Source organism: Nonomuraea angiospora (genome assembly GCF_014873145.1).
Lineage (GTDB): Bacteria > Actinomycetota > Actinomycetes > Streptosporangiales > Streptosporangiaceae > Nonomuraea > Nonomuraea angiospora.
This window is the reverse complement of record NZ_JADBEK010000001.1, coordinates 1918272-1935166: the sequence shown is the minus strand read 5'-3', so window position 1 is coordinate 1935166 and position 16895 is coordinate 1918272. Positions and strand designations below refer to the sequence as shown.

General features: G+C 72.0%; 18 protein-coding genes. 17 read left to right on the top strand and 1 reads right to left on the bottom strand.

The window, feature by feature from the left end; genetic code table 11:
- The first annotated feature begins 36 nt into the window (after positions 1-36).
- The 13 genes from H4W80_RS08880 (at position 37) to H4W80_RS08820 (ending at position 12644) form a co-directional block, all read left to right on the top strand.
- Positions 37-978, top strand: a complete 942-nt coding sequence (locus tag H4W80_RS08880) for a ribokinase (protein WP_192784639.1) — start codon at positions 37-39, stop codon at positions 976-978.
- Positions 975-1379, top strand: coding sequence for a D-ribose pyranase (gene rbsD / locus H4W80_RS08875; RefSeq protein WP_192784638.1), 405 nt, complete (start codon positions 975-977; stop codon positions 1377-1379). The genes H4W80_RS08880 and rbsD overlap by 4 nt, the downstream gene beginning before the upstream one ends.
- 13 nt (positions 1380-1392) lie before the next feature.
- A complete protein-coding gene (locus H4W80_RS08870) occupies positions 1393-2886 on the top strand; it encodes a sugar ABC transporter ATP-binding protein (protein ID WP_192784637.1) in 1494 nt (497 codons plus the stop codon).
- The gene (locus tag H4W80_RS08865) at positions 2883-3878 is read left to right on the top strand and encodes an ABC transporter permease (RefSeq protein ID WP_192784636.1); all 996 of its coding nucleotides are present in this window, start codon (positions 2883-2885) and stop codon (positions 3876-3878) included. Before H4W80_RS08870 ends, H4W80_RS08865 begins: the two co-directional genes overlap by 4 nt.
- 11 nt (positions 3879-3889) lie before the next feature.
- Positions 3890-4891 carry a substrate-binding domain-containing protein gene (locus H4W80_RS08860; protein WP_192784635.1) on the top strand — a complete coding sequence of 334 codons (1002 nt, stop codon included), beginning with the start codon at positions 3890-3892 and terminating at the stop codon, positions 4889-4891.
- A 154-nt stretch (positions 4892-5045) separates the two neighbouring features.
- Complete coding sequence (locus H4W80_RS08855; protein WP_192784634.1) at positions 5046-5657, top strand: TetR/AcrR family transcriptional regulator; 612 nt, start codon at positions 5046-5048, stop codon at positions 5655-5657.
- A gap of 163 nt (positions 5658-5820) precedes the next feature.
- Positions 5821-6753: a formylglycine-generating enzyme family protein gene (locus H4W80_RS08850; protein ID WP_192784633.1), complete on the top strand. Its 933-nt coding sequence runs from the start codon at positions 5821-5823 to the stop codon at positions 6751-6753.
- Positions 6754-6773: 20 nt separating this feature from the next.
- Positions 6774-8333: a sulfatase family protein gene (locus H4W80_RS08845; protein ID WP_192784632.1), complete on the top strand. Its 1560-nt coding sequence runs from the start codon at positions 6774-6776 to the stop codon at positions 8331-8333.
- A 9-nt stretch (positions 8334-8342) separates the two neighbouring features.
- Positions 8343-9710 carry a sulfatase family protein gene (locus tag H4W80_RS08840; protein WP_192784631.1) on the top strand — a complete coding sequence of 456 codons (1368 nt, stop codon included), beginning with the start codon at positions 8343-8345 and terminating at the stop codon, positions 9708-9710.
- Between the two features lie 88 nt (positions 9711-9798).
- Positions 9799-10764 carry a sugar kinase gene (locus tag H4W80_RS08835; protein WP_192784630.1) on the top strand — a complete coding sequence of 322 codons (966 nt, stop codon included), beginning with the start codon at positions 9799-9801 and terminating at the stop codon, positions 10762-10764.
- Positions 10736-11497: an IclR family transcriptional regulator gene (locus tag H4W80_RS08830; RefSeq protein WP_192784629.1), complete on the top strand. Its 762-nt coding sequence runs from the start codon at positions 10736-10738 to the stop codon at positions 11495-11497. Before H4W80_RS08835 ends, H4W80_RS08830 begins: the two co-directional genes overlap by 29 nt.
- Positions 11484-12089, top strand: coding sequence for a bifunctional 4-hydroxy-2-oxoglutarate aldolase/2-dehydro-3-deoxy-phosphogluconate aldolase (locus H4W80_RS08825; RefSeq protein WP_192784628.1), 606 nt, complete (start codon positions 11484-11486; stop codon positions 12087-12089). The genes H4W80_RS08830 and H4W80_RS08825 overlap by 14 nt, the downstream gene beginning before the upstream one ends.
- Before the next feature lie 153 nt (positions 12090-12242).
- The gene (locus tag H4W80_RS08820) at positions 12243-12644 is read left to right on the top strand and encodes a (R)-mandelonitrile lyase (RefSeq protein ID WP_192784627.1); all 402 of its coding nucleotides are present in this window, start codon (positions 12243-12245) and stop codon (positions 12642-12644) included.
- Here the strand turns inward: H4W80_RS08820 and H4W80_RS08815 are convergent.
- Positions 12641-13357, bottom strand: coding sequence for an NADPH-dependent F420 reductase (locus H4W80_RS08815; RefSeq protein ID WP_192784626.1), 717 nt, complete (start codon positions 13355-13357; stop codon positions 12641-12643). The genes H4W80_RS08820 and H4W80_RS08815 overlap by 4 nt on opposite strands.
- 112 nt (positions 13358-13469) lie before the next feature.
- On the opposite strand from H4W80_RS08815, the gene H4W80_RS08810 reads away from it, so the two are divergent.
- The 4 genes from H4W80_RS08810 (at position 13470) to dmpG (ending at position 16875) form a co-directional block, all read left to right on the top strand.
- Complete coding sequence (locus H4W80_RS08810) at positions 13470-14063, top strand: TetR/AcrR family transcriptional regulator (RefSeq protein WP_318786769.1); 594 nt, start codon at positions 13470-13472, stop codon at positions 14061-14063.
- A 105-nt stretch (positions 14064-14168) separates the two neighbouring features.
- Positions 14169-14960, top strand: coding sequence for a 2-keto-4-pentenoate hydratase (locus H4W80_RS08805; RefSeq protein WP_192784625.1), 792 nt, complete (start codon positions 14169-14171; stop codon positions 14958-14960).
- A complete protein-coding gene (locus H4W80_RS08800; protein ID WP_192784624.1) occupies positions 14957-15847 on the top strand; it encodes an acetaldehyde dehydrogenase (acetylating) in 891 nt (296 codons plus the stop codon). The genes H4W80_RS08805 and H4W80_RS08800 overlap by 4 nt, the downstream gene beginning before the upstream one ends.
- Positions 15844-16875, top strand: a complete 1032-nt coding sequence (dmpG, locus tag H4W80_RS08795; RefSeq protein WP_192784623.1) for a 4-hydroxy-2-oxovalerate aldolase — start codon at positions 15844-15846, stop codon at positions 16873-16875. The genes H4W80_RS08800 and dmpG overlap by 4 nt, the downstream gene beginning before the upstream one ends.
- The last annotated feature ends 20 nt before the right edge of the window (positions 16876-16895 follow it).

Below are 16895 nucleotides of genomic sequence, written 5' to 3'. Positions count from 1 at the left end.
CTCGGGTCACCCATCCCCGAATCTGGAGGAACCCCCATGGAACCCACCGGTGTTCTCGTCGTCGGGAGCATCACCGCGGACGTCACGGCGTTCAGCCGGCGGCTGCCGCGGCGCGGTGAGACCGTGCTCGGCGACGACTTCACCCTCGTGCTCGGCGGCAAGGGCGCGAACCAGGCCGTGGCCGCGGCCCACTCGGGCGCGCCGACCTGGATGGCCGCCTGCGTGGGCCAGGACCCGTTCCGCGACATCGTGCTGTCCGGCCTGGAGACGCACGGCGTCACGCTCACCGAGGTCCGCACGGTCGAGGGCCGCACGGGCGTCGCCCACATCCGGGTGGACGCCTCGGGCGAGAACGACATCGTCATCACGGCGCTCGCCAACGCCTCCCTCGACGAGGCGATGGTCACGGAGAGCATCGAGCGCGTCCGCGACCGGGTCGGCGTCCTGCTGCTCCAGCTCGAGATCCGGACGGAGGTCGCCTGCCACGCGGCGCGGGAGGGCGCGGCGGCCGGGCTGACCGTGGTCCTGGACCCGGCGCCCGCCCAGGAGTTGCCGGAAGACGTGTGGCCGTATCTCGACATCGTGACGCCGAACGAGAGCGAGGCCACCGTGCTGACCGGCGTGCAGGTCACGGACCTGGAGTCGGCGGAGCGGGCGGCGGCCTGGTTCCTGGAGCGCGGCGTGCGCCACGCGATCATCACCCTCGGCGCGGGCGGCGCCCTGTCGGTCACGAAGGAGCGCACCCGCCACTTCCCCGCGTACGCCGTGACGCCCGTGGACACCACGGCGGCCGGCGACGCGTTCACCGGCTTCTTCGGCGGCGCCCTCGCCGCCGGCCTCGATGTGGACACCGCCATCCAGTACGGCATGGCGGCCGGCGCCCTGGCCACCACCAAGGCGGGAGCCAGCCCCTCGCTCCCCGGCAGGGACGAGGTCGAGCCACTGGTCAACACCTCCATGGAAGGAGCCACCCGATGAGGCGCAACCAAGGAACGCTCAACGCCCAGCTCGCCCGCGTGATCTCCGAGCTCGGCCACACCGACACGATCGTGGTCACCGACGCGGGGCTGCCCATCCCGAGGGAGGTGGAGCGCGTGGACCTGGCCGTCAGGGAGAACCTGCCGCGTTTCCTCGACCTGCTGGACGCGGTGCTCGACGAGGTGGCCGTGGAGGGCGTGCTGCTGTCCGAGGAGATCAAGCAGCACAGCCCGGACATGCTGGCCGCGATCGAGGAGCGGTTCGACCGGCTCGGCCTGACGCTGGAGTTCCTGCCGCACACCGAGTTCAAGCGGGCCACCGCCGGCGCCAGGGCGGCCGTGCGCTCCGGCGAGTTCACCCCGTACGCCAACGTCCTGCTCACCGCGGGCGTCGTGTACTGATCGGGAGCCTGGCATGCATCTCCAGCTGGCCGATGTGCGTAAGTCCTTCGGCGACAACAGCGTCCTGCGCGGCGTCAGCTTCGACGTCGGTCCCGGCGAGGTCGTGGCGCTCGTCGGGGAGAACGGGGCGGGCAAGTCCACGCTCACCCGGGTGATCTCCGGCGCGCACCAGCCCGACTCGGGGCGGCTGCTGATCGACGGGACCGCGACGGCGTTCAAGGACCCGCAGGCCGCGATGGCGCACGGCATCGAGGTCATCTACCAGGAGTTCCAGCAGAACCTGTTCCCGCACCTCAGCGTGGCCGAGAACATGTACGTGCTGGACCGCGAGCGCGTCTTCGGCCGCCTGTTCGTCTCCAAGCAGCGCATGGCCGCCGAGGCCAGGCAGGCACTGCGCCGCCTCGGCATGGAGATCGACGTGCATCGCCAGGTCAGCGAGCTGAGCGTGGCCGAGCGGCAGATGCTCGAGATCGCCAAGGCCATGACGCACGAGCTGCGGCTCATCATCCTCGACGAGCCGACCGCGGCGCTCGACGAGCAGGAGTCCGAGCAGCTCTTCGCCCAGGTGAACCGGCTGCGCGAGGCCGGCGTCTCGGTGATCTACATCAGCCACCGGCTGGACGAGGTCTTCGCCCTGTCGGACCGCATCGTCGTGCTGCGCGACGGCCGGGTCACGCTCGACGACCCCACCGAGCGGCTCACCCCGGCCGAGGTCGTCACCGCCATGGTCGGCGACGCCGTGGACGACTTCTACCCCAAGGAGCGCAACGCCAGGGACGAGGTCGTGCTGGAGGTGCGCGGCGGGGGCGGCGCCCGCTTCCGCGACATCGACCTCCAGGTCAGGGCCGGCGAGGTGGTCGGCATCGGCGGCGTGGTCGGCTGCGGGCGCAGCGACCTGCTGCGCGCGCTGTTCGGCCTGCAGCCGCTGACCGGCGGCTCCGTGTCCGTGGACGGCTCCGGCGTACGCGTCGAGAGCGTCCAGGACGCGATCGGCAGCCGGATCGCCTACCTGTCGCCCGACCGGCAGGCGGAGGGCCTGTGCATGGGCCAGTCGGTCGAGGCGAACGTGTCGCTGGCCTCGCTGCGCGAGTTCAGCTCCGGGAGCGGTGTCGTACGGCGCGGCAAGGAGCGCGCGGCCACCGGCGCGGTCATCTCCGAGCTGCGGGTGCGCGCCGCCTCCCCGTCGATCGCGGTCAGCTCGCTGTCCGGCGGCAACCAGCAGAAGGCCCTGTTCGCCAAGTGGGTGATGACCCGGCCGCGGGTGCTGCTCATGGACGAGCCGACCCGCGGCGTGGACGTCGGGGCCAAGACCGAGATCTACCGGATCATCAACCAGCTCACCGCGGACGGCGTGGCCGTCCTGCTCGTGAGCTCCGACCTGCCGGAACTCGTCGCCATGTCCGACCGCGTGGTCGTGATGCGCGAGGGACGGCTCGTCGCCGAGCTGACCGGCGACGACCTCGACGAGCAGTCCATCCTCAAGCACGCACTGGTAGGTGCCGCATGACCTCGAAGCTCAAGACCGTCGCGGGCCGGCTGCGCGCGGTGTGGATGCTCCTCCTGGTAGGGATCGTCCTCTCGGTGGCCTCGCCGGTCTTCCTCACCCCGACGAACCTGCTCAACGTCGCCCTCGCGACGTCCGTGGCCGCGCTGCTCGCGGCCGGGCAGACCTACGTGATCATTCTCGCCGAGATCGACCTGTCCGTGGGCTCGGCGCTCGGCTTCTCCGCCGTCGTCACCGCCATGACGCTCGGCACGTACGGGCTGGTCCCCGCGCTGGCCGCGGGCCTGGCGACCGGCGCGGCCATCGGGCTGGTCAACGGCCTGCTCGTGACCAGGACCAGGATGCCGTCGTTCATCGCGACGCTGGCCACGATGTCGGTGTTCGCGGGGCTCACCCTGCACCTCACCTCGGGCAACCCGATCCCGGTGACGGACTACGACTTCCAGGGGATCGGGCAGGCGCGGTTCGCGGGCGTGCCGGTGCCGGTGTGGATCATGCTGGTCGCGTTCGGGATCTTCGGGTACGTCCTGGCCCGCACCCGCTTCGGCCGCTACGTCTACGCCACCGGCGACAACGTCGAGGCCGCGCGGCTGTCCGGCATCAGGGTGCACCGCGTCAAGATCCTCGCCTTCGTCATCAGCGGCGTGCTGGCGTCCCTGGCCGGGTTCATCATCACCGCCCGGCTGTCCACGGCCCAGCCGACCGCCGGCGCCGGCCTGGAGCTGGACGCGATCGCGGCCGTCATCATCGGCGGCACCAGCCTGGCCGGCGGCCGCGGCACCCTGCTCGGCACCCTCGTCGGGGCGCTCGTGCTCGGCGTCATCGACAACGGCATGAACCTGCTCGACGTCTCCCCGTTCCTGCAGGACGTGGTGAAGGGCCTGGTCATCCTCCTGGCCGTCTTCCTCGACCGCAACGTGGACCTCCTGCGCAGGCTCGTGCCGCGCAGAACCGAATCCCCCGTCCGTACCCCGGAACTCGCCCAGCACATCTGAAGGAAAGATCCATGCGCACTCCCCGCAAACTCGTCGCCGTCGCGATCCTCGCCGCCGTCTCCCTGACCGCCTGCAGCCGGGGCGGCGAGGAGGCGTCCACGGGCGCCCCGCAGGCGTCCGGCAAGAAGGACGCCACGATCATCATGAGCACGCTCGGCAACCCGTTCTTCATCAGCGTGAAGGACGGCGCCGAGGCCCAGGCCGCCAAGAGCGGCATCACCCTGAACGTCCAGAACGCCGACAACTCCGACGCCACCTTCCTCAACCAGGCGACGACCGCCATCTCCAAGCAGACCGGGATCCTCATCCTCGACCCGGTGGGCAGCCAGTCGGCCAGCAGCTCCGTCACCCAGGCGAACTCGGCCAACATCCCCGTGATGGCCTTCGACCGCAAGCCGTCCGGCGGCAAGCTGGCCACGTTCGTCGGCTACGACGCCGTCCAGGCCGGCAAGAACGCGGCCGACGCGCTGGCCGAGGCCGTCGGCGGCAAGGGCAAGGTCGTCGAGATCCAGGGCATCCTCGGCACCAACGTGGCCCAGGACCGCAGCAAGGGCTTCCAGCAGCAGATCGCCACGCACAAGGACATCAAGGTCGTCGCCACGCAGGCGGCCGACTTCGACCGGGCCAAGGCCCTGAACGTCATGACCAACGTGCTGCAGGCCAACCCCGACATCGACGGCGTGTACGCGGCCAACGACGAGATGGCCATGGGCGTGCTGTCCGCGCTCAAGGCCCGCAACCTGGTGGGCAAGGTCAAGGTCGTCGGCAACGACGGCATCGCCGACGCGCTGGCCGCCGTCGCGGCGGGGGAGATGTACGCCACGAACGCCGAGTCGCCGTTCGCGCTCGGGCAGAAGGTGGTCTCGCTGGCCTCCGACGTGCTGGGCGGCAAGCAGGTGCAGGCCGGCGAGACGCTGCAGGGCAAGCTCGTCAAGAAGGACAACGTGAAGGAGTACGCGGACTACCTCGTCGGCCTCGGCGACAAGTCCGGCGTCCCGGACAGCCTCAAGTAGGCCCCCTCGGATCCCAGGCCCGGGCACCGCGTCGGTGCCCGGGCCTTCGGGCTGCCATGACGCCGATAAGTTACTAACGAGTAGAGACTTCCTTACCTACCGAGTACTCGGTAGGTTGCGAGTTGGGTCAGTCGGCGCCGAAGAGGAGGAACGCATGGCACGAGTGGAGACCGGCCGGGTCCGCCGCCCGGCCGCCGCGCGACGGGAGCAGATCCTCGCCGTCGCCGCGGACGCGTTCGCCGTCGCGGGCTTCCGGGGCACGAGCCTGGCCGAGGTGGCCCAGAAGGTCGGGGTCTCCCAGCCGGGGCTGCTGCACCACTTCGACAGCAAGGAATCCCTCATCCTCGCGGTGCTCCAGCAGCGCGACCTCCAAGACGAGCAGCACGTCGAAGCGCAGTTCCAGGGGGTGGAGGTCACCACCCGGGAATGGCTGATGGCGTTCTGCCGCCGCAACGAGACCCAGCCCGGCCTCGTCCGGCTGTTCACCGTCCAGTCGGCCGAGAGCCTCAACCCGGCGCACCCGGCCCACGACTTCTTCTACCAGCGCAACCAGCGAGTCCGGGAGCGGATCGCCCGGCTGATCGTCGCCGACCAGGAGAAGGGGCGGCTGTCCCCGTCCCTCGATCCGGCCGCCACGGCCGCCGAACTGGTCTCTCTGATGAACGGCCTGCAACTGCAGTGGCTCCGCGACCCGGCGACCGACATGTGCGGGCTCTTCGAGACGAGCCTGCTACGGCTCGAAGCCGTCCCGGGCACGAAGGCCTGACCTTCCAGACCCGGCGCCGGTCCCGCGTGGGCCGGTGCGTCGGTCGGCATGACGACCCAAGCGCAGCCCGCCCGCAGGCGGCGTTCACGAGGAGTTCCACCATGCGCACAGGCGTACGAAGCCATCCATGCTCCCGTCCGAACCTCGCCGCCGGAGCGGTGGCATGAGCGGCTGCTGCACGCCGGGACGTCCGTCGTCCGGCGCGTCCACGCCGGTGGGGCCCCCGCCGCAGGCGGGGCGCGGATCCGGCGCCGGGATGGTGCGGCTGCCCGGCGGGCGCTTCCGGATGGGCAGCGACGACGCCGAGGGCTTCCCCTCCGACGGTGAGGGCCCGGTCCGCGCGGTGGAGCTCTCGCCGTTCCTCATCGACCGCTGCGCAGTGACGAACGATGATTTTTCGGGATTCGTGGCCGAGACGGGCTACGTCACGGAAGCCGAACGGATCGGCTGGTCCTACGTCTTCGTCCGCTTCCTGAACCGGGACCTGCGCCGGATCTCGCCGCGGCCCGAGGTCACCCCGTGGTGGGCGGCCGTCCGGGGAGCGGACTGGCGCCATCCCGAGGGGCCGGGCAGCGGCCTGGACGACCGCGGCGACCATCCGGTCGTCCACGTGTCCTGGCACGACGCGGACGCCTACGCCCGCTGGGCCGGCAAGCGGCTGCCGACCGAGGCGGAGTGGGAGTACGCCGCCCGGGGCGGACACGACCAGCGGCGCTACCCGTGGGGCGACGAGCTCACCCCCGGGGGCCGGCACCTGGCCAACATCTGGCAGGGCCGCTTCCCGGTCACGAACACGGCCGAGGACGGCTACGCCGGGACCGCCCCGGCGCACGCGTTCCCGCCCAACGACTTCGGCCTGCACAACATGGCGGGCAACGTCTGGGAGTGGTGCGCCGACTGGTGGGGCACGGACCACCCCGCGCAGGCGCGGAACCCGGCCGGGCCGCCCTCGGGCACCGACCGCGTGACGCGCGGCGGCTCGTACCTCTGCCACGCCTCCTACTGCAACCGCTACCGGGTCGCCGCCCGCTCGCACAACTCGCCGGACACCTCCGGAGGCAACACCGGCTTCCGCTGCGCCCGCGATCTCGACTGACCGACACACGAAGGGTCTCCATGCGCGTCATCTACATCGACGTCGACACGCTCCGAGCCGACCACACGCAGCCCTACGGCTACCGACGGCCGACCACGCCGAACCTGCAGGCGCTGGCCGACAAGGGCGTGGTGTTCGAGCGTTACTACTGCTGCGACTCGCCCTGCCTGCCCTCGCGCACCGCGCTGACCAGCGGGCAGTTCGGCATCACGAACGGCGTCGTCGGGCACTTCGGCGAGGCCGCCAGGTTCCGCCTCGACCCGGGCCACGGCAACCATCCGGAACGCCCGCTGCTCGGCCAGCGGCTGGGGGAGCACGGCTACTACACGGCAGCCGTGTCGATGTTCGCCGAGCGGCACCGGGCCTACTACTTCCTGGGCAACTTCCGCGAATCGATCCGGGCCGGCAACCAGCTCAACGACGAGGACGGGCGCGACATCAACCGGGTCGGGCTGGACTGGATCCGCCGGCACGCGCACGAGGACGACTGGTACCTGCACCTGACGTACTGGGAGCCGCACACGCCGTACCTGACCGAGCCGGGCTGGACCGAGCGGGCGGCCGCCTCCGGGCCGCCCCCGGCCTGGCCGGACCAGGAGGCCATCGACGGCCACGCGGAGGTCTACGGGCCGCGCGGCGCGCTCGACCTGCACTACTCGGTCCTGCCGCGCAGCTCCCCGGTCCCGCACAACATGCCGGAGGCCATCCGCACCCGCGCCGACTTCGAGCACCTCATCAACGGGTTCGACGGCACGATCATGTACTGGGACAGCCTGTTCGGCGAGCTGCTGGCCACGCTCGAGGAGCTCGGCATCGCCGAGGAGACCGCGATCATCGTCAGCGCCGACCACGGGGAGTCCTTCGGCGAGAACGGCTCCTACGCCGAGCACGGGCACGCCAACGAGCCGGTCCACCGGGTGCCGCTGGTCGTCTACTGGCCGGGCGTCACCGACGACCTGCCCGAGGACGCGCGGCGCTGTGACGCGCTGCTGTACAACATCGACCTCGCGCCCACGCTCTGCGACATGCTGGACATCCCGATCCCGGGCGGGTGGCAGGGCGCCTCGTTCGCCGACGCGGTACGCGGCTCGGAAATCCCGTCGCGCCCGTACCTGGTGCTCGGCCACGGGGCCCACACCTACCAGCGGGCGGTCCGCACCCGCGACCACCTCTACGTGCGCACCTACCATCCGGGCAGCTTCCGCGCCGAGTGGGAGCAGCTCTTCGACGTCACCGCCGACCCCCACCTCACCACCGATCTCCTTGAAAAGGAGCCGGAGCTGGCGGCGCAGATGCGTACGCACCTGTCGGAATGGTGGCACACCTACGCCGGCCGGCCGGGCGCGCTGCCCGACCCCATGCAGGCGACGCTGCAGGTCGGGCCGACCTACTACAACGACCCGGTCCGCTACATGGAGCACCTGCGCGCCACCGGCCGCGCCCACCTCGCGGACGACCTCGCGGAGCGGCTGTCCACCGCCACCGGCGCCACGCCGGTCTCGTGGCACGCCACGGAGGCCGCCTGGACGCCCGCGCGGCACGCCGCGTGGGAACGCAGGATCGCCGCGGCCGGCCGCTGAGGAGGCCGCATGCCACCGAACATCCTGCTGATCACCGCGGACGACATGGGCGGCGACACGCCGGGCTGCTTCGGCGGCCCGGCGGAGGTGACCCCCACCCTGGACCGGCTCGCCGCCGAGGGGACGACCTTCGGGCGCGCGCACGTCGCCATCGCGGTGTGCCAGCCCAGCCGCTCGGCGATCATGACCGGTCGCTGGCCGCATCGCAACGGCGCGCAGGGCTTCGAGCCGATCGCCGACGGAGTGCCGGTGCTCACCCGGGTCCTGCGCGAGGCCGGGTACATGTCGGGCATCCTCGGCAAGGTGGAGCATCTGCAGCCGGTGGAGGCGTTCGGCTGGGACCACGCGCTCGGCATGCGCGAGCTGGGGATGGGACGGGATCCGCGCGCCTACGGCGAGGCGTCGCGGCGGTTCATGGAAGAGGCGGCCGCGCGGGGGCGGCCCTGGTTCCTCATGGCCAACGCGCACGACCCGCATCGGCCGTACTCCGGTGGCCAGGACGAGCTGGACCGCTTCCCGGCCGAGGCCAGGGCCTCCTACCCGGCCCCGTCGAAGGTCTTCGGGCCGGCGGACGACGTCGGAGGGGTGCCCGGTTTCCTGCCCGACCTGCCGGAGGTGGCGCGGGAGTACCGCGAGTACCTGAGCTCGTCCCGCCGCTGCGACGACGTGGTCGCCGCGGTGCTGCGCGCGCTGGACGAGACGGGCACGGCAGACGACACCCTGGTGGTGTTCCTGTCGGACAACGGGATCGCCGTGCCGTTCGCCAAGGCGAACTGCTACCTGCAGAGCAGCCGGACCCCGCTGATCGTCCGCTGGCCCGGGATGACCCGCCCGGGCGGGCGCGAGGACACGGCGTTCGTGTCGATGATCGACCTGTTCCCCACGTTCTGCGCGGCGGCGGGCCTGCCCGGACCGGCCGGGCTGGACGGGCGGACCCTGCTTCCCCTGCTGCGCGGGGAGCCCCAGGACGGCCGGGAGGCGGTGTTCACCGTGTTCCACGAGACGGCGGCGAAGGGCCGCTACGAGATGCGGTGCCGGCTGGACGACCGCTTCGGCTACATCTGGAACGAGTGGTCCGACGGCACCCGGGAGTACCGGGCCGAGAACATGACGGGACGCACCTGGCCCGCGATGCTCGCCGCCGCCTCCGGCGACGAGCGGCTCGCCGAGCGCGCCCGCTTCTACCGGCACCGGACACCCGAGGAGCTCTACGACCTGCGGGCCGATCTGCACGCGCTGGCGGACCTGGCCGGCGACCCGGATCGCCGGAAGGACCTCGACGCGGCCCGGCAGGACCTGCTCGCGTGGATGGCCGGGACCGGCGACCCGCTGCTCGACACCTACCGGTCCTACCTCCAGGTGAACATCGGGGCATAGCACGCTATATTGCAAATACAGCATATGCGTTGCGACATTTGCAATGAAGGAGTGCGTCCATGAAGTGCCTGCGGAGGGTGAGCGGCCGATGAGACCCGCAGACGTGCTCGCGATCGGCGAGACCATGGTGATGGTCACCCCGACGCCGGGCGGCCGCCTCGACGCGGACAGCGCGTTCATCCTGCGCCCCGGCGGCGCGGAGTCGAACGTCGCCGCGCTGCTGGCCCGGCTCGGCCACGCCACGGCCTGGGCGAGCGCCGTCGGCCGCGACCCCCTCGGCGACCTCGTCCTCGACGCGCTGCGCGGCCACGGCGTGGACGTCGATCTGGTCCGCCGCGACGACGAGCGGCCCACCGCCGTGTACTTCAAGGACCCGACCGCCTCGGGCACCCGCGTCTACTACTACCGGCGCGGCTCGGCCGCCTCGGCCATGACCGTGGCCGAGGTCGCGGGCTGGGCTGCCCGGCCGTCCAGGATCACGCACATCTCCGGCATCACCGCGGCCATCTCCCCGCAGTGCCTGGAGCTGACCAGGCACATCGTGTTCGACCGGCCGCTCGGACCGGCCACGGTCAGCTTCGACGTCAACCACCGGCCGAGCCTGTGGAAGGACGCCGACGCGCCGGCCGTGCTCCTGGAGCTCGCCCAGCGCGCCGACATCGTCTTCGTCGGGCGCGACGAGGCGGAGACGCTGTGGGGCACCTCCGACGCCGAGAGCGTGCGCCGGATCATCGACCGGCCCCCGTACCTGATCGTCAAGGACGCCGCGATCGAGGCGGTCGCCTTCACCCCGGAGGGCGTCCACCGAGCGCCGTCGACGCCGGTCGAGGTGCTCGACGCCGTCGGCGCGGGCGACGCCTTCGCGGCCGGCTGGCTGAGCGGGTTCCTCGACGGCCGGGACGAGCTCACGCGCCTGCGGCTGGGACACTACGCGGCCTCCCGCGTCCTGATGTCCCCGGCCGACCTGACCGATCTCCCTCCCGCCGCCGAGATCGTCCCACTGCTCGAACAGGGGGCGTACGAGCATGTCGCAGACCGTCGCACGGGCCATTGACATCGTCGGGTTCGTCTCCGTACGTCACCGCACGCTCGGCGAGATCGCCGATCACCTCGGCGTGCACAAGTCCACCGCGCTGCGCCTGCTGCAGACGCTGGAGGAGGGCGGTTTCGTACGGCGCGTCCCCGGCGGCGGGTACGGCATGGGCTTCCAGCTCATCGCGCTCGGCCAGCTCGCGCTCGACCAGGTGGAGGCCCGCTCGCTCGCGCACCCGATCCTGCACGGCCTGAGCGAGCGCTACGGCCAGACCGTCCACCTGGGAGAGCTGGCCGGTGACCAGGTCATCTACGTGGACAAGATCGACGGCCGGGGCACCGTGGCCATGGGCTCGCGCATCGGGCTGCCCGCCCAGCCGCACACCGCCGCCGTCGCCAAGGTCATCCTCGCCTACCAGGACGCCGCGAGCCGGGCGCGCGTCATGGAGCGCATCACGTTCACCCGCTTCACCCCCACGACGATCACCACCGCCGAGGCGCTCGCGGCCGAGCTCGCCCTGACCAGGGAGCGGGGCTGGGCCGAGGACGACGGCGAGCACGAGGACTACATCAACTGCGTGGCGCTGCCGGTCTTCGACGCCCGGGGCAAGGTCACGCACGCCATCTCGATCACCGCTCTGCGGGCGGTCGTACCACTGGAAGAGCTACGCGGGTCCATCGACGACCTGCGCGACGCGGCCCACGAGATCTCCAAGAGTCTGGGCTGGGGAGGAGACCGCTATGGACGCCGCTGACTTCTTCGGCACACACCTCGGCAGGAGCCCGATCCTGGGCATCTTCCGCCATCTCGACCCCGTGGCCACCGTGGCCATGTGCGAGCGCGCCTGGGCGTTCGGGGTCGAGCTCATCGAGGTGCCCGTGCAGACGCCCGACGCGCTGCCGTCGCTGCGCGCGGCGCTGGAGGCCGCCCGGGCCAACGGCAAGAGCGTCGGAGCGGGGACGGTGACCACGGCCGAGCAGCTGACCGCCGTCAGCGACCTGGGCGCCGCCTTCACCGTCGCGCCCGGACTCCACCCCGAGGTCATGGCGGAGTCGCTGCGGCTCGGGCTGCCCCACCTGCCGGGCGTGGCCACCTCCACGGAGATCGCCGCCGCCCTCGCCCAGGGCTTCACCTGGCTGAAGGCGTTCCCCGCCGCGCAGCTCGGGCCCGACTGGATCAAGGCGCAGCTCGCGCCGTTCCCCGGCGTCCGGTTCGTCGCGACCGGGGGTGTCGACGCGGGCAACGCGGCCGCCTTCCTGGCCGCGGGCTGCAGGGGAGTGGCCGTGGGATCGGCGCTGAGCGATCCGGACGCGCTGGAACGGCTGCGCAAGAGCACCAGCTCCTGACCTTCTGGCAGCCCAAGGGTGTTCTGCGGGTGCGTGTCACACCAGGTCCTGTCATAGCCGTCTGACCAGGTGTTTCATGGGCAATGGGCCGCTGCCGGGGCGCGTTCGCCGGGTGGCGGCCGGCCGCCTGACCCGTCGTGGACGGAGACACCCATGAAGATCGTTAAGCAGCCGCCGACCGCCAAGCTGCCCGCCGAGTGGTTCACCGGCGACGCCTGGGCCGACGTGATCCTGCGGGGCGAGGACCCCTCCCGCGCGCGGGCGAACCTCGTCAGGTTCGCGCCCGGCGCCCGTACCGCGTGGCACTCGCACGGACTGGGCCAGACGCTCTACATCGTCGAGGGCGTCGCGCTGATCCAGTCGCGCGGCGGCGAGATCGTCGAGGCCCATCCCGGCGACATCGTCCATACGCCGCCGGGCGAGGAGCACTGGCACGGCGCCGCCCCGGACCGGTTCATGATCCACCTGGCGATGTGGGAGGGCGACGACACCGCCTGGCTGGACCACGTCACCGACGCCGAGTACAACGGCCCGCGCGTCAGCGCGAAGCGCTAGAGGACGGCCTGGTCGGCCAGCTTCCGCACCTGGTCGGCGGGCACCGGAACCCCGGGGGTGTCCACGAACCAGCGCAGGGACTCATCCAGGTCCAGCCCCTCGGGCAGCTGCGACGGGAAGTACGGCTGGACGTAGACGGGGGTGCCGGGCTGGACGCGCCAGCTGTCGGCGATGGTGCCGACGTCCACCGCGTCGTAGCCGAGCGCGTCCAGCAGCCGCGCCACCTGCGCCTTGGCGCCCTCGTCGTCACCCGCGACGGGCAGGGCGCTGCGGTCGGGGGCGCCGGCGGGGCGGGCCAGGGTGAGCAGGCGGTGGAAGTCGATGTTGTTGAACGCCTTGACCACGTGGGCGCCGGCCAGGTGCCGCTGCACCAGGGCGGTGGAGGTCAGCGCCCCGCCGCCCAGCTCCGGCAGGTCGCCGTCGCGGTCGGGGTAGTAGTTCATCGTGTCGATGACGGTCTTGCCGGCCAGGTCCGCGGCCGGGAGCCGGTCGTAGGCGTGCAAGGGGATGGTGGCCACCACCAGGTCGCCGGCGCGGGCGGCTTCGGCGGGCGTGGCCGCGCTCGCGTGCTCGCCGAGCTCGGCGACGAGGTCGGCGAGGGATTCCGGCCCGCGCGAGTTGCTGAGGACGACGTCGATGCCGGCGGCGACGGCGAGGCGGGCCAACGTGCCGCCGATCATGCCGCTGCCGATGAGGCCGAGAGTCTGGGTCACGGTGTCACGTCTCCAGTGCTGAATCATTGCTTCGTTAGTGAAACTGAGTGTCAGGTTAGCTATGCGGTTCTATCTCTGCAAGCTAGATCCGGATAAGAGGTAGGATCGCGGGGTGAGCGAAGCAGCGCGTACGAGCACGCGGGACATCGCACGGGCCGCCGTCCGGGCCGAGCTGGCCCAGGTGGCCTTCGACCTGTTCATGCGCGAGGGCTTCGAGAAGGTCACCATCAACGACCTGGCCGAGGCGGCCGGAGTCTCCCGCAGCACCTTCCTGCGCTACTTCGGCACCAAGGAGGACGCGGTCGTCAGCGCCCTCGACGCCCAGGGCGACAGGGTCGCCGACGCCCTGCGCGCCCGCCCCGCCGGCGAGGACGACTGGACGGCGCTGCGGCGGGCGCTCGACGCCGTCATCGAGCTCTACCACCAGGACCCCGCCGGCACCCTCGCGACGACCCGCCTCATCAAGGACACCCCCGCGCTGTGCGCGCGCCACCGGGAGAAGCAGCACTGCTGGTGGCCCGAGCTGGCCCGGGCCCTGGCCGAGCGCACGGCCGCCCCCCGATCCACGGAGCTGGTCCGGTCGGTGCGGGTGGCCGCCGCCCTCGACTGCCTGAACGTCGCCGTCGACCACTGGACCGCGTCCGACGGCCGGCTCGACCTCGTCGAGCTCCTGGACGAAGCCTTCGCCGCCCTCGCGCCGCGCTGACACGCGGGGGCCGTTGTTACCCGGCCCGCCTGGCGGGACGGATCGCTTGCCCGGCGTCGCCTTCGAGCAGCAAGGTCTGCCCGGGAGAACAACGGAAGGATCACGATGGACCCTCGTTCCATAGGTGACGCCGCGACCGGGCTGCTGGATGCGTACGCCACGCGGACCCCGATCGCGCCGCTCACCGCGACATACGCCGACATGTCGGTTTCAGCCGCGTACGAGATCCAGCTCGCGCAGGTGGAGACGTGGCAGGCGGGCGGCGCCCGGATCGTGGGGCACAAGGTCGGCCTGACCTCGGCGGTGATGCGCCGCCAGCTCGGCGTGGACCAGCCCGACTACGGTCACCTGCTCGACGGCATGGCGTACATGGACGGCGCCCCCATCGACGCCGCGCGCTTCCTGCAGCCGCGCGTCGAGCCGGAGATCGCCTTCGTCCTCAAGAGGCCGCTGGCGGGGCCGGGCGTCACGGCCGCGACGGCGGCGGCCGCGGTGGACTTCGTGCTGCCCGCCCTGGAGATCATCGACTCGCGCATCGCGGACTGGAAGATCACGCTGGCGGACACCATCGCCGACAACGCCTCCAGCGGCGGGTTCGTGCTCGGCAACCGGCCGACGCCGCTCGCGGACGCCGATCTGGCGCTGACCGGCTGCCTGCTGCACCGCAACGGCGAGCTGGTCCAGACGGGCGCCGGCGGCGCCGTGCTCGGGTCTCCGCTCAACGCGCTGGTGTGGCTGGCGAACGTCCTCGGCGAGCGCAAGGTGGCGCTGGAGGCCGGGCACGTCGTGCTGCCCGGCTCGGTCACCGCGGCCATCCCCGTCGAACAGGGGGACGTCGTGACGGCCACCTTCGCGAGGCTCGGCACCGTCACCGCGAACTTCAGGCAGGCGTCGTGAGCAGGCTGACGGCGGCCATCGTCGGCCCCGGCAACATCGGCACCGACCTGCTGGTCAAGCTGCTGCGCAGCGAGGCCGTCGAGGTCCACTCCATGGTGGGCGTGGACCCGGGCTCCGACGGTCTGGCCCGCGCCCGCTCGCTCGGCGTCGAGGCCTCGGCGGGCGGCGTGGACTGGCTGCTGGCCCAGGACACCCTGCCCGACCTGGTCTTCGAGGCCACCTCCGCCAAGGCGCACCTGGCCAACGCCCCCCGCTACGCCGAAGCCGGCATCAAGGCGATCGACCTCACGCCCGCCGCCGTCGGGCCGTTCGTGTGCCCGCCGGTCAACCTGGGCACGCTGTCGGACGCGCCCAACCTCAACATGATCACGTGCGGCGGGCAGGCGACGATCCCGATCGTGCACGCCGTCTCCCGCGTGGTCCCGGTGGCGTACGCGGAGATCGTCGCCTCCATCGCCTCCCGCTCGGCAGGTCCCGGCACCCGGGCCAACATCGACGAGTTCACCCAGACCACCGCGCGCGCCATCGAGACGGTCGGCGGCGCCGCCAAGGGCAAGGCGATCATCATCCTCAACCCCGTCACCCCGCCGATGATCATGCGGGACACGGTGTTCTGCGCGATCCCCGCCGACGCCGACACCGCCGCGATCGGCGCGTCGATCGCGGCGGCGGCGGCCGAGGTGGCCGCCTACGTGCCCGGCTACACCCTGCGGGCCGAGCCGCAGTTCGACCCGCCGCGCGACATCTGGAACGGCATGGCCCGCGTCGCCGCCTTCCTCGAGGTCCGCGGCAACGGCGACCATCTGCCGCCGTGGGCCGGCAACCTCGACATCATGACCGCCGCGGCCGCCCGCGTCGGCGAGCGACTCGCGAAGGTGGGCGCATGACCGGCAAGATCAGGATCACCGACTCCACCCTGCGCGACGGCAGCCACGCGATGGCCCACCGCTTCACCGAGGAGCAGGTACGCGGCGTGGTGCACGCCCTGGACGGCGCCGGGGTGGAGGTCATCGAGGTCACCCACGGCGACGGGCTGGGCGGATCGTCGTTCAACTACGGGTTCTCGCTGGAGGACGACATCAAGCTCGTCGCCGCCGCCGTGGACGAGGCGCGGAGCGCGAAGATCGCCGTCCTGCTGCTGCCCGGCCTCGGCACGGTCGAGGACCTGCGCAAGGCCCACGGGGCGGGGGCGTCCGTGGCCCGGATCGCCACCCACTGCACCGAGGCCGACGTGTCGCTGCAGCACTTCGCCGCCGCCCGCGAGCTGGGCATGGAGACCGTGGGCTTCCTCATGCTGTCGCACCGCGTCGGCCCGGCCGAGCTGGCCGCGCAGGCCCGGATCATGGTGGACGGCGGCGCCCAGTGCGTCTACGTGGTCGACTCGGCCGGCGCCCTCGTGCTCGGCGAGGCCCAGGCCCGCGTCAGCGCGCTGGTGGACGAGATCGGCGACCAGGCGGAGGTCGGCTTCCACGGCCACCAGAACCTCTCGCTCGGCGTCGCCAACTCGGTGCTGGCCACCCAGAACGGCGCCCGCCAGATCGACGGCGCCCTCTGCGCGCTGGGCGCCGGGGCGGGCAACTCGCCCACCGAGGTGCTGGTCGCCACCTTCGACCGGCTCGGCATCCCGACCGGGGTGAGCGTGCAGGGCGCGCTGGCCGCCGCCGAGGACGTGGTCAAGCCGTTCCTGAACCGCCTGCCGTTCGCCGACCGCTCGGCGATCACGCAGGGCTACGCGGGGGTGTACTCCAGCTTCCTGCTGCACGCCGAACGGGCCGCCGAGCGGTACGGCGTACCGGCCCACGAGATCCTGCAGCGGGTCGGCGAGGCCGGCTACGTCGGCGGCCAGGAGGACATGATCATCGACGTCGCCCTGCGGCTCGTCGAGGAGCGCGACCGCCCGCACGCCCGGCCCTGACAGCCGTGAGGCCCCGCATC

What these genes read in the sequence shown, in the direction of transcription:
- H4W80_RS08845 (WP_192784632.1), top strand. Translation starts at nt 6,774, where the DNA reads ATGCGCGTCATCTACATCGACGTCGACACGCTCCGAGCCGACCACACG.
- H4W80_RS08840 (WP_192784631.1), top strand. Translation starts at nt 8,343, where the DNA reads ATGCCACCGAACATCCTGCTGATCACCGCGGACGACATGGGCGGCGAC.
- H4W80_RS08850 (WP_192784633.1), top strand. Translation starts at nt 5,821, where the DNA reads ATGAGCGGCTGCTGCACGCCGGGACGTCCGTCGTCCGGCGCGTCCACG.
- rbsD (WP_192784638.1), top strand. Translation starts at nt 975, where the DNA reads ATGAGGCGCAACCAAGGAACGCTCAACGCCCAGCTCGCCCGCGTGATC.
- H4W80_RS08865 (WP_192784636.1), top strand. Translation starts at nt 2,883, where the DNA reads ATGACCTCGAAGCTCAAGACCGTCGCGGGCCGGCTGCGCGCGGTGTGG.
- H4W80_RS08855 (WP_192784634.1), top strand. Translation starts at nt 5,046, where the DNA reads ATGGCACGAGTGGAGACCGGCCGGGTCCGCCGCCCGGCCGCCGCGCGA.
- H4W80_RS08805 (WP_192784625.1), top strand. Translation starts at nt 14,169, where the DNA reads ATGGACCCTCGTTCCATAGGTGACGCCGCGACCGGGCTGCTGGATGCG.
- H4W80_RS08830 (WP_192784629.1), top strand. Translation starts at nt 10,736, where the DNA reads ATGTCGCAGACCGTCGCACGGGCCATTGACATCGTCGGGTTCGTCTCC.
- H4W80_RS08835 (WP_192784630.1), top strand. Translation starts at nt 9,799, where the DNA reads ATGAGACCCGCAGACGTGCTCGCGATCGGCGAGACCATGGTGATGGTC.
- H4W80_RS08825 (WP_192784628.1), top strand. Translation starts at nt 11,484, where the DNA reads ATGGACGCCGCTGACTTCTTCGGCACACACCTCGGCAGGAGCCCGATC.
- H4W80_RS08820 (WP_192784627.1), top strand. Translation starts at nt 12,243, where the DNA reads ATGAAGATCGTTAAGCAGCCGCCGACCGCCAAGCTGCCCGCCGAGTGG.
- H4W80_RS08880 (WP_192784639.1), top strand. Translation starts at nt 37, where the DNA reads ATGGAACCCACCGGTGTTCTCGTCGTCGGGAGCATCACCGCGGACGTC.
- dmpG (WP_192784623.1), top strand. Translation starts at nt 15,844, where the DNA reads ATGACCGGCAAGATCAGGATCACCGACTCCACCCTGCGCGACGGCAGC.
- H4W80_RS08870 (WP_192784637.1), top strand. Translation starts at nt 1,393, where the DNA reads ATGCATCTCCAGCTGGCCGATGTGCGTAAGTCCTTCGGCGACAACAGC.
- H4W80_RS08860 (WP_192784635.1), top strand. Translation starts at nt 3,890, where the DNA reads ATGCGCACTCCCCGCAAACTCGTCGCCGTCGCGATCCTCGCCGCCGTC.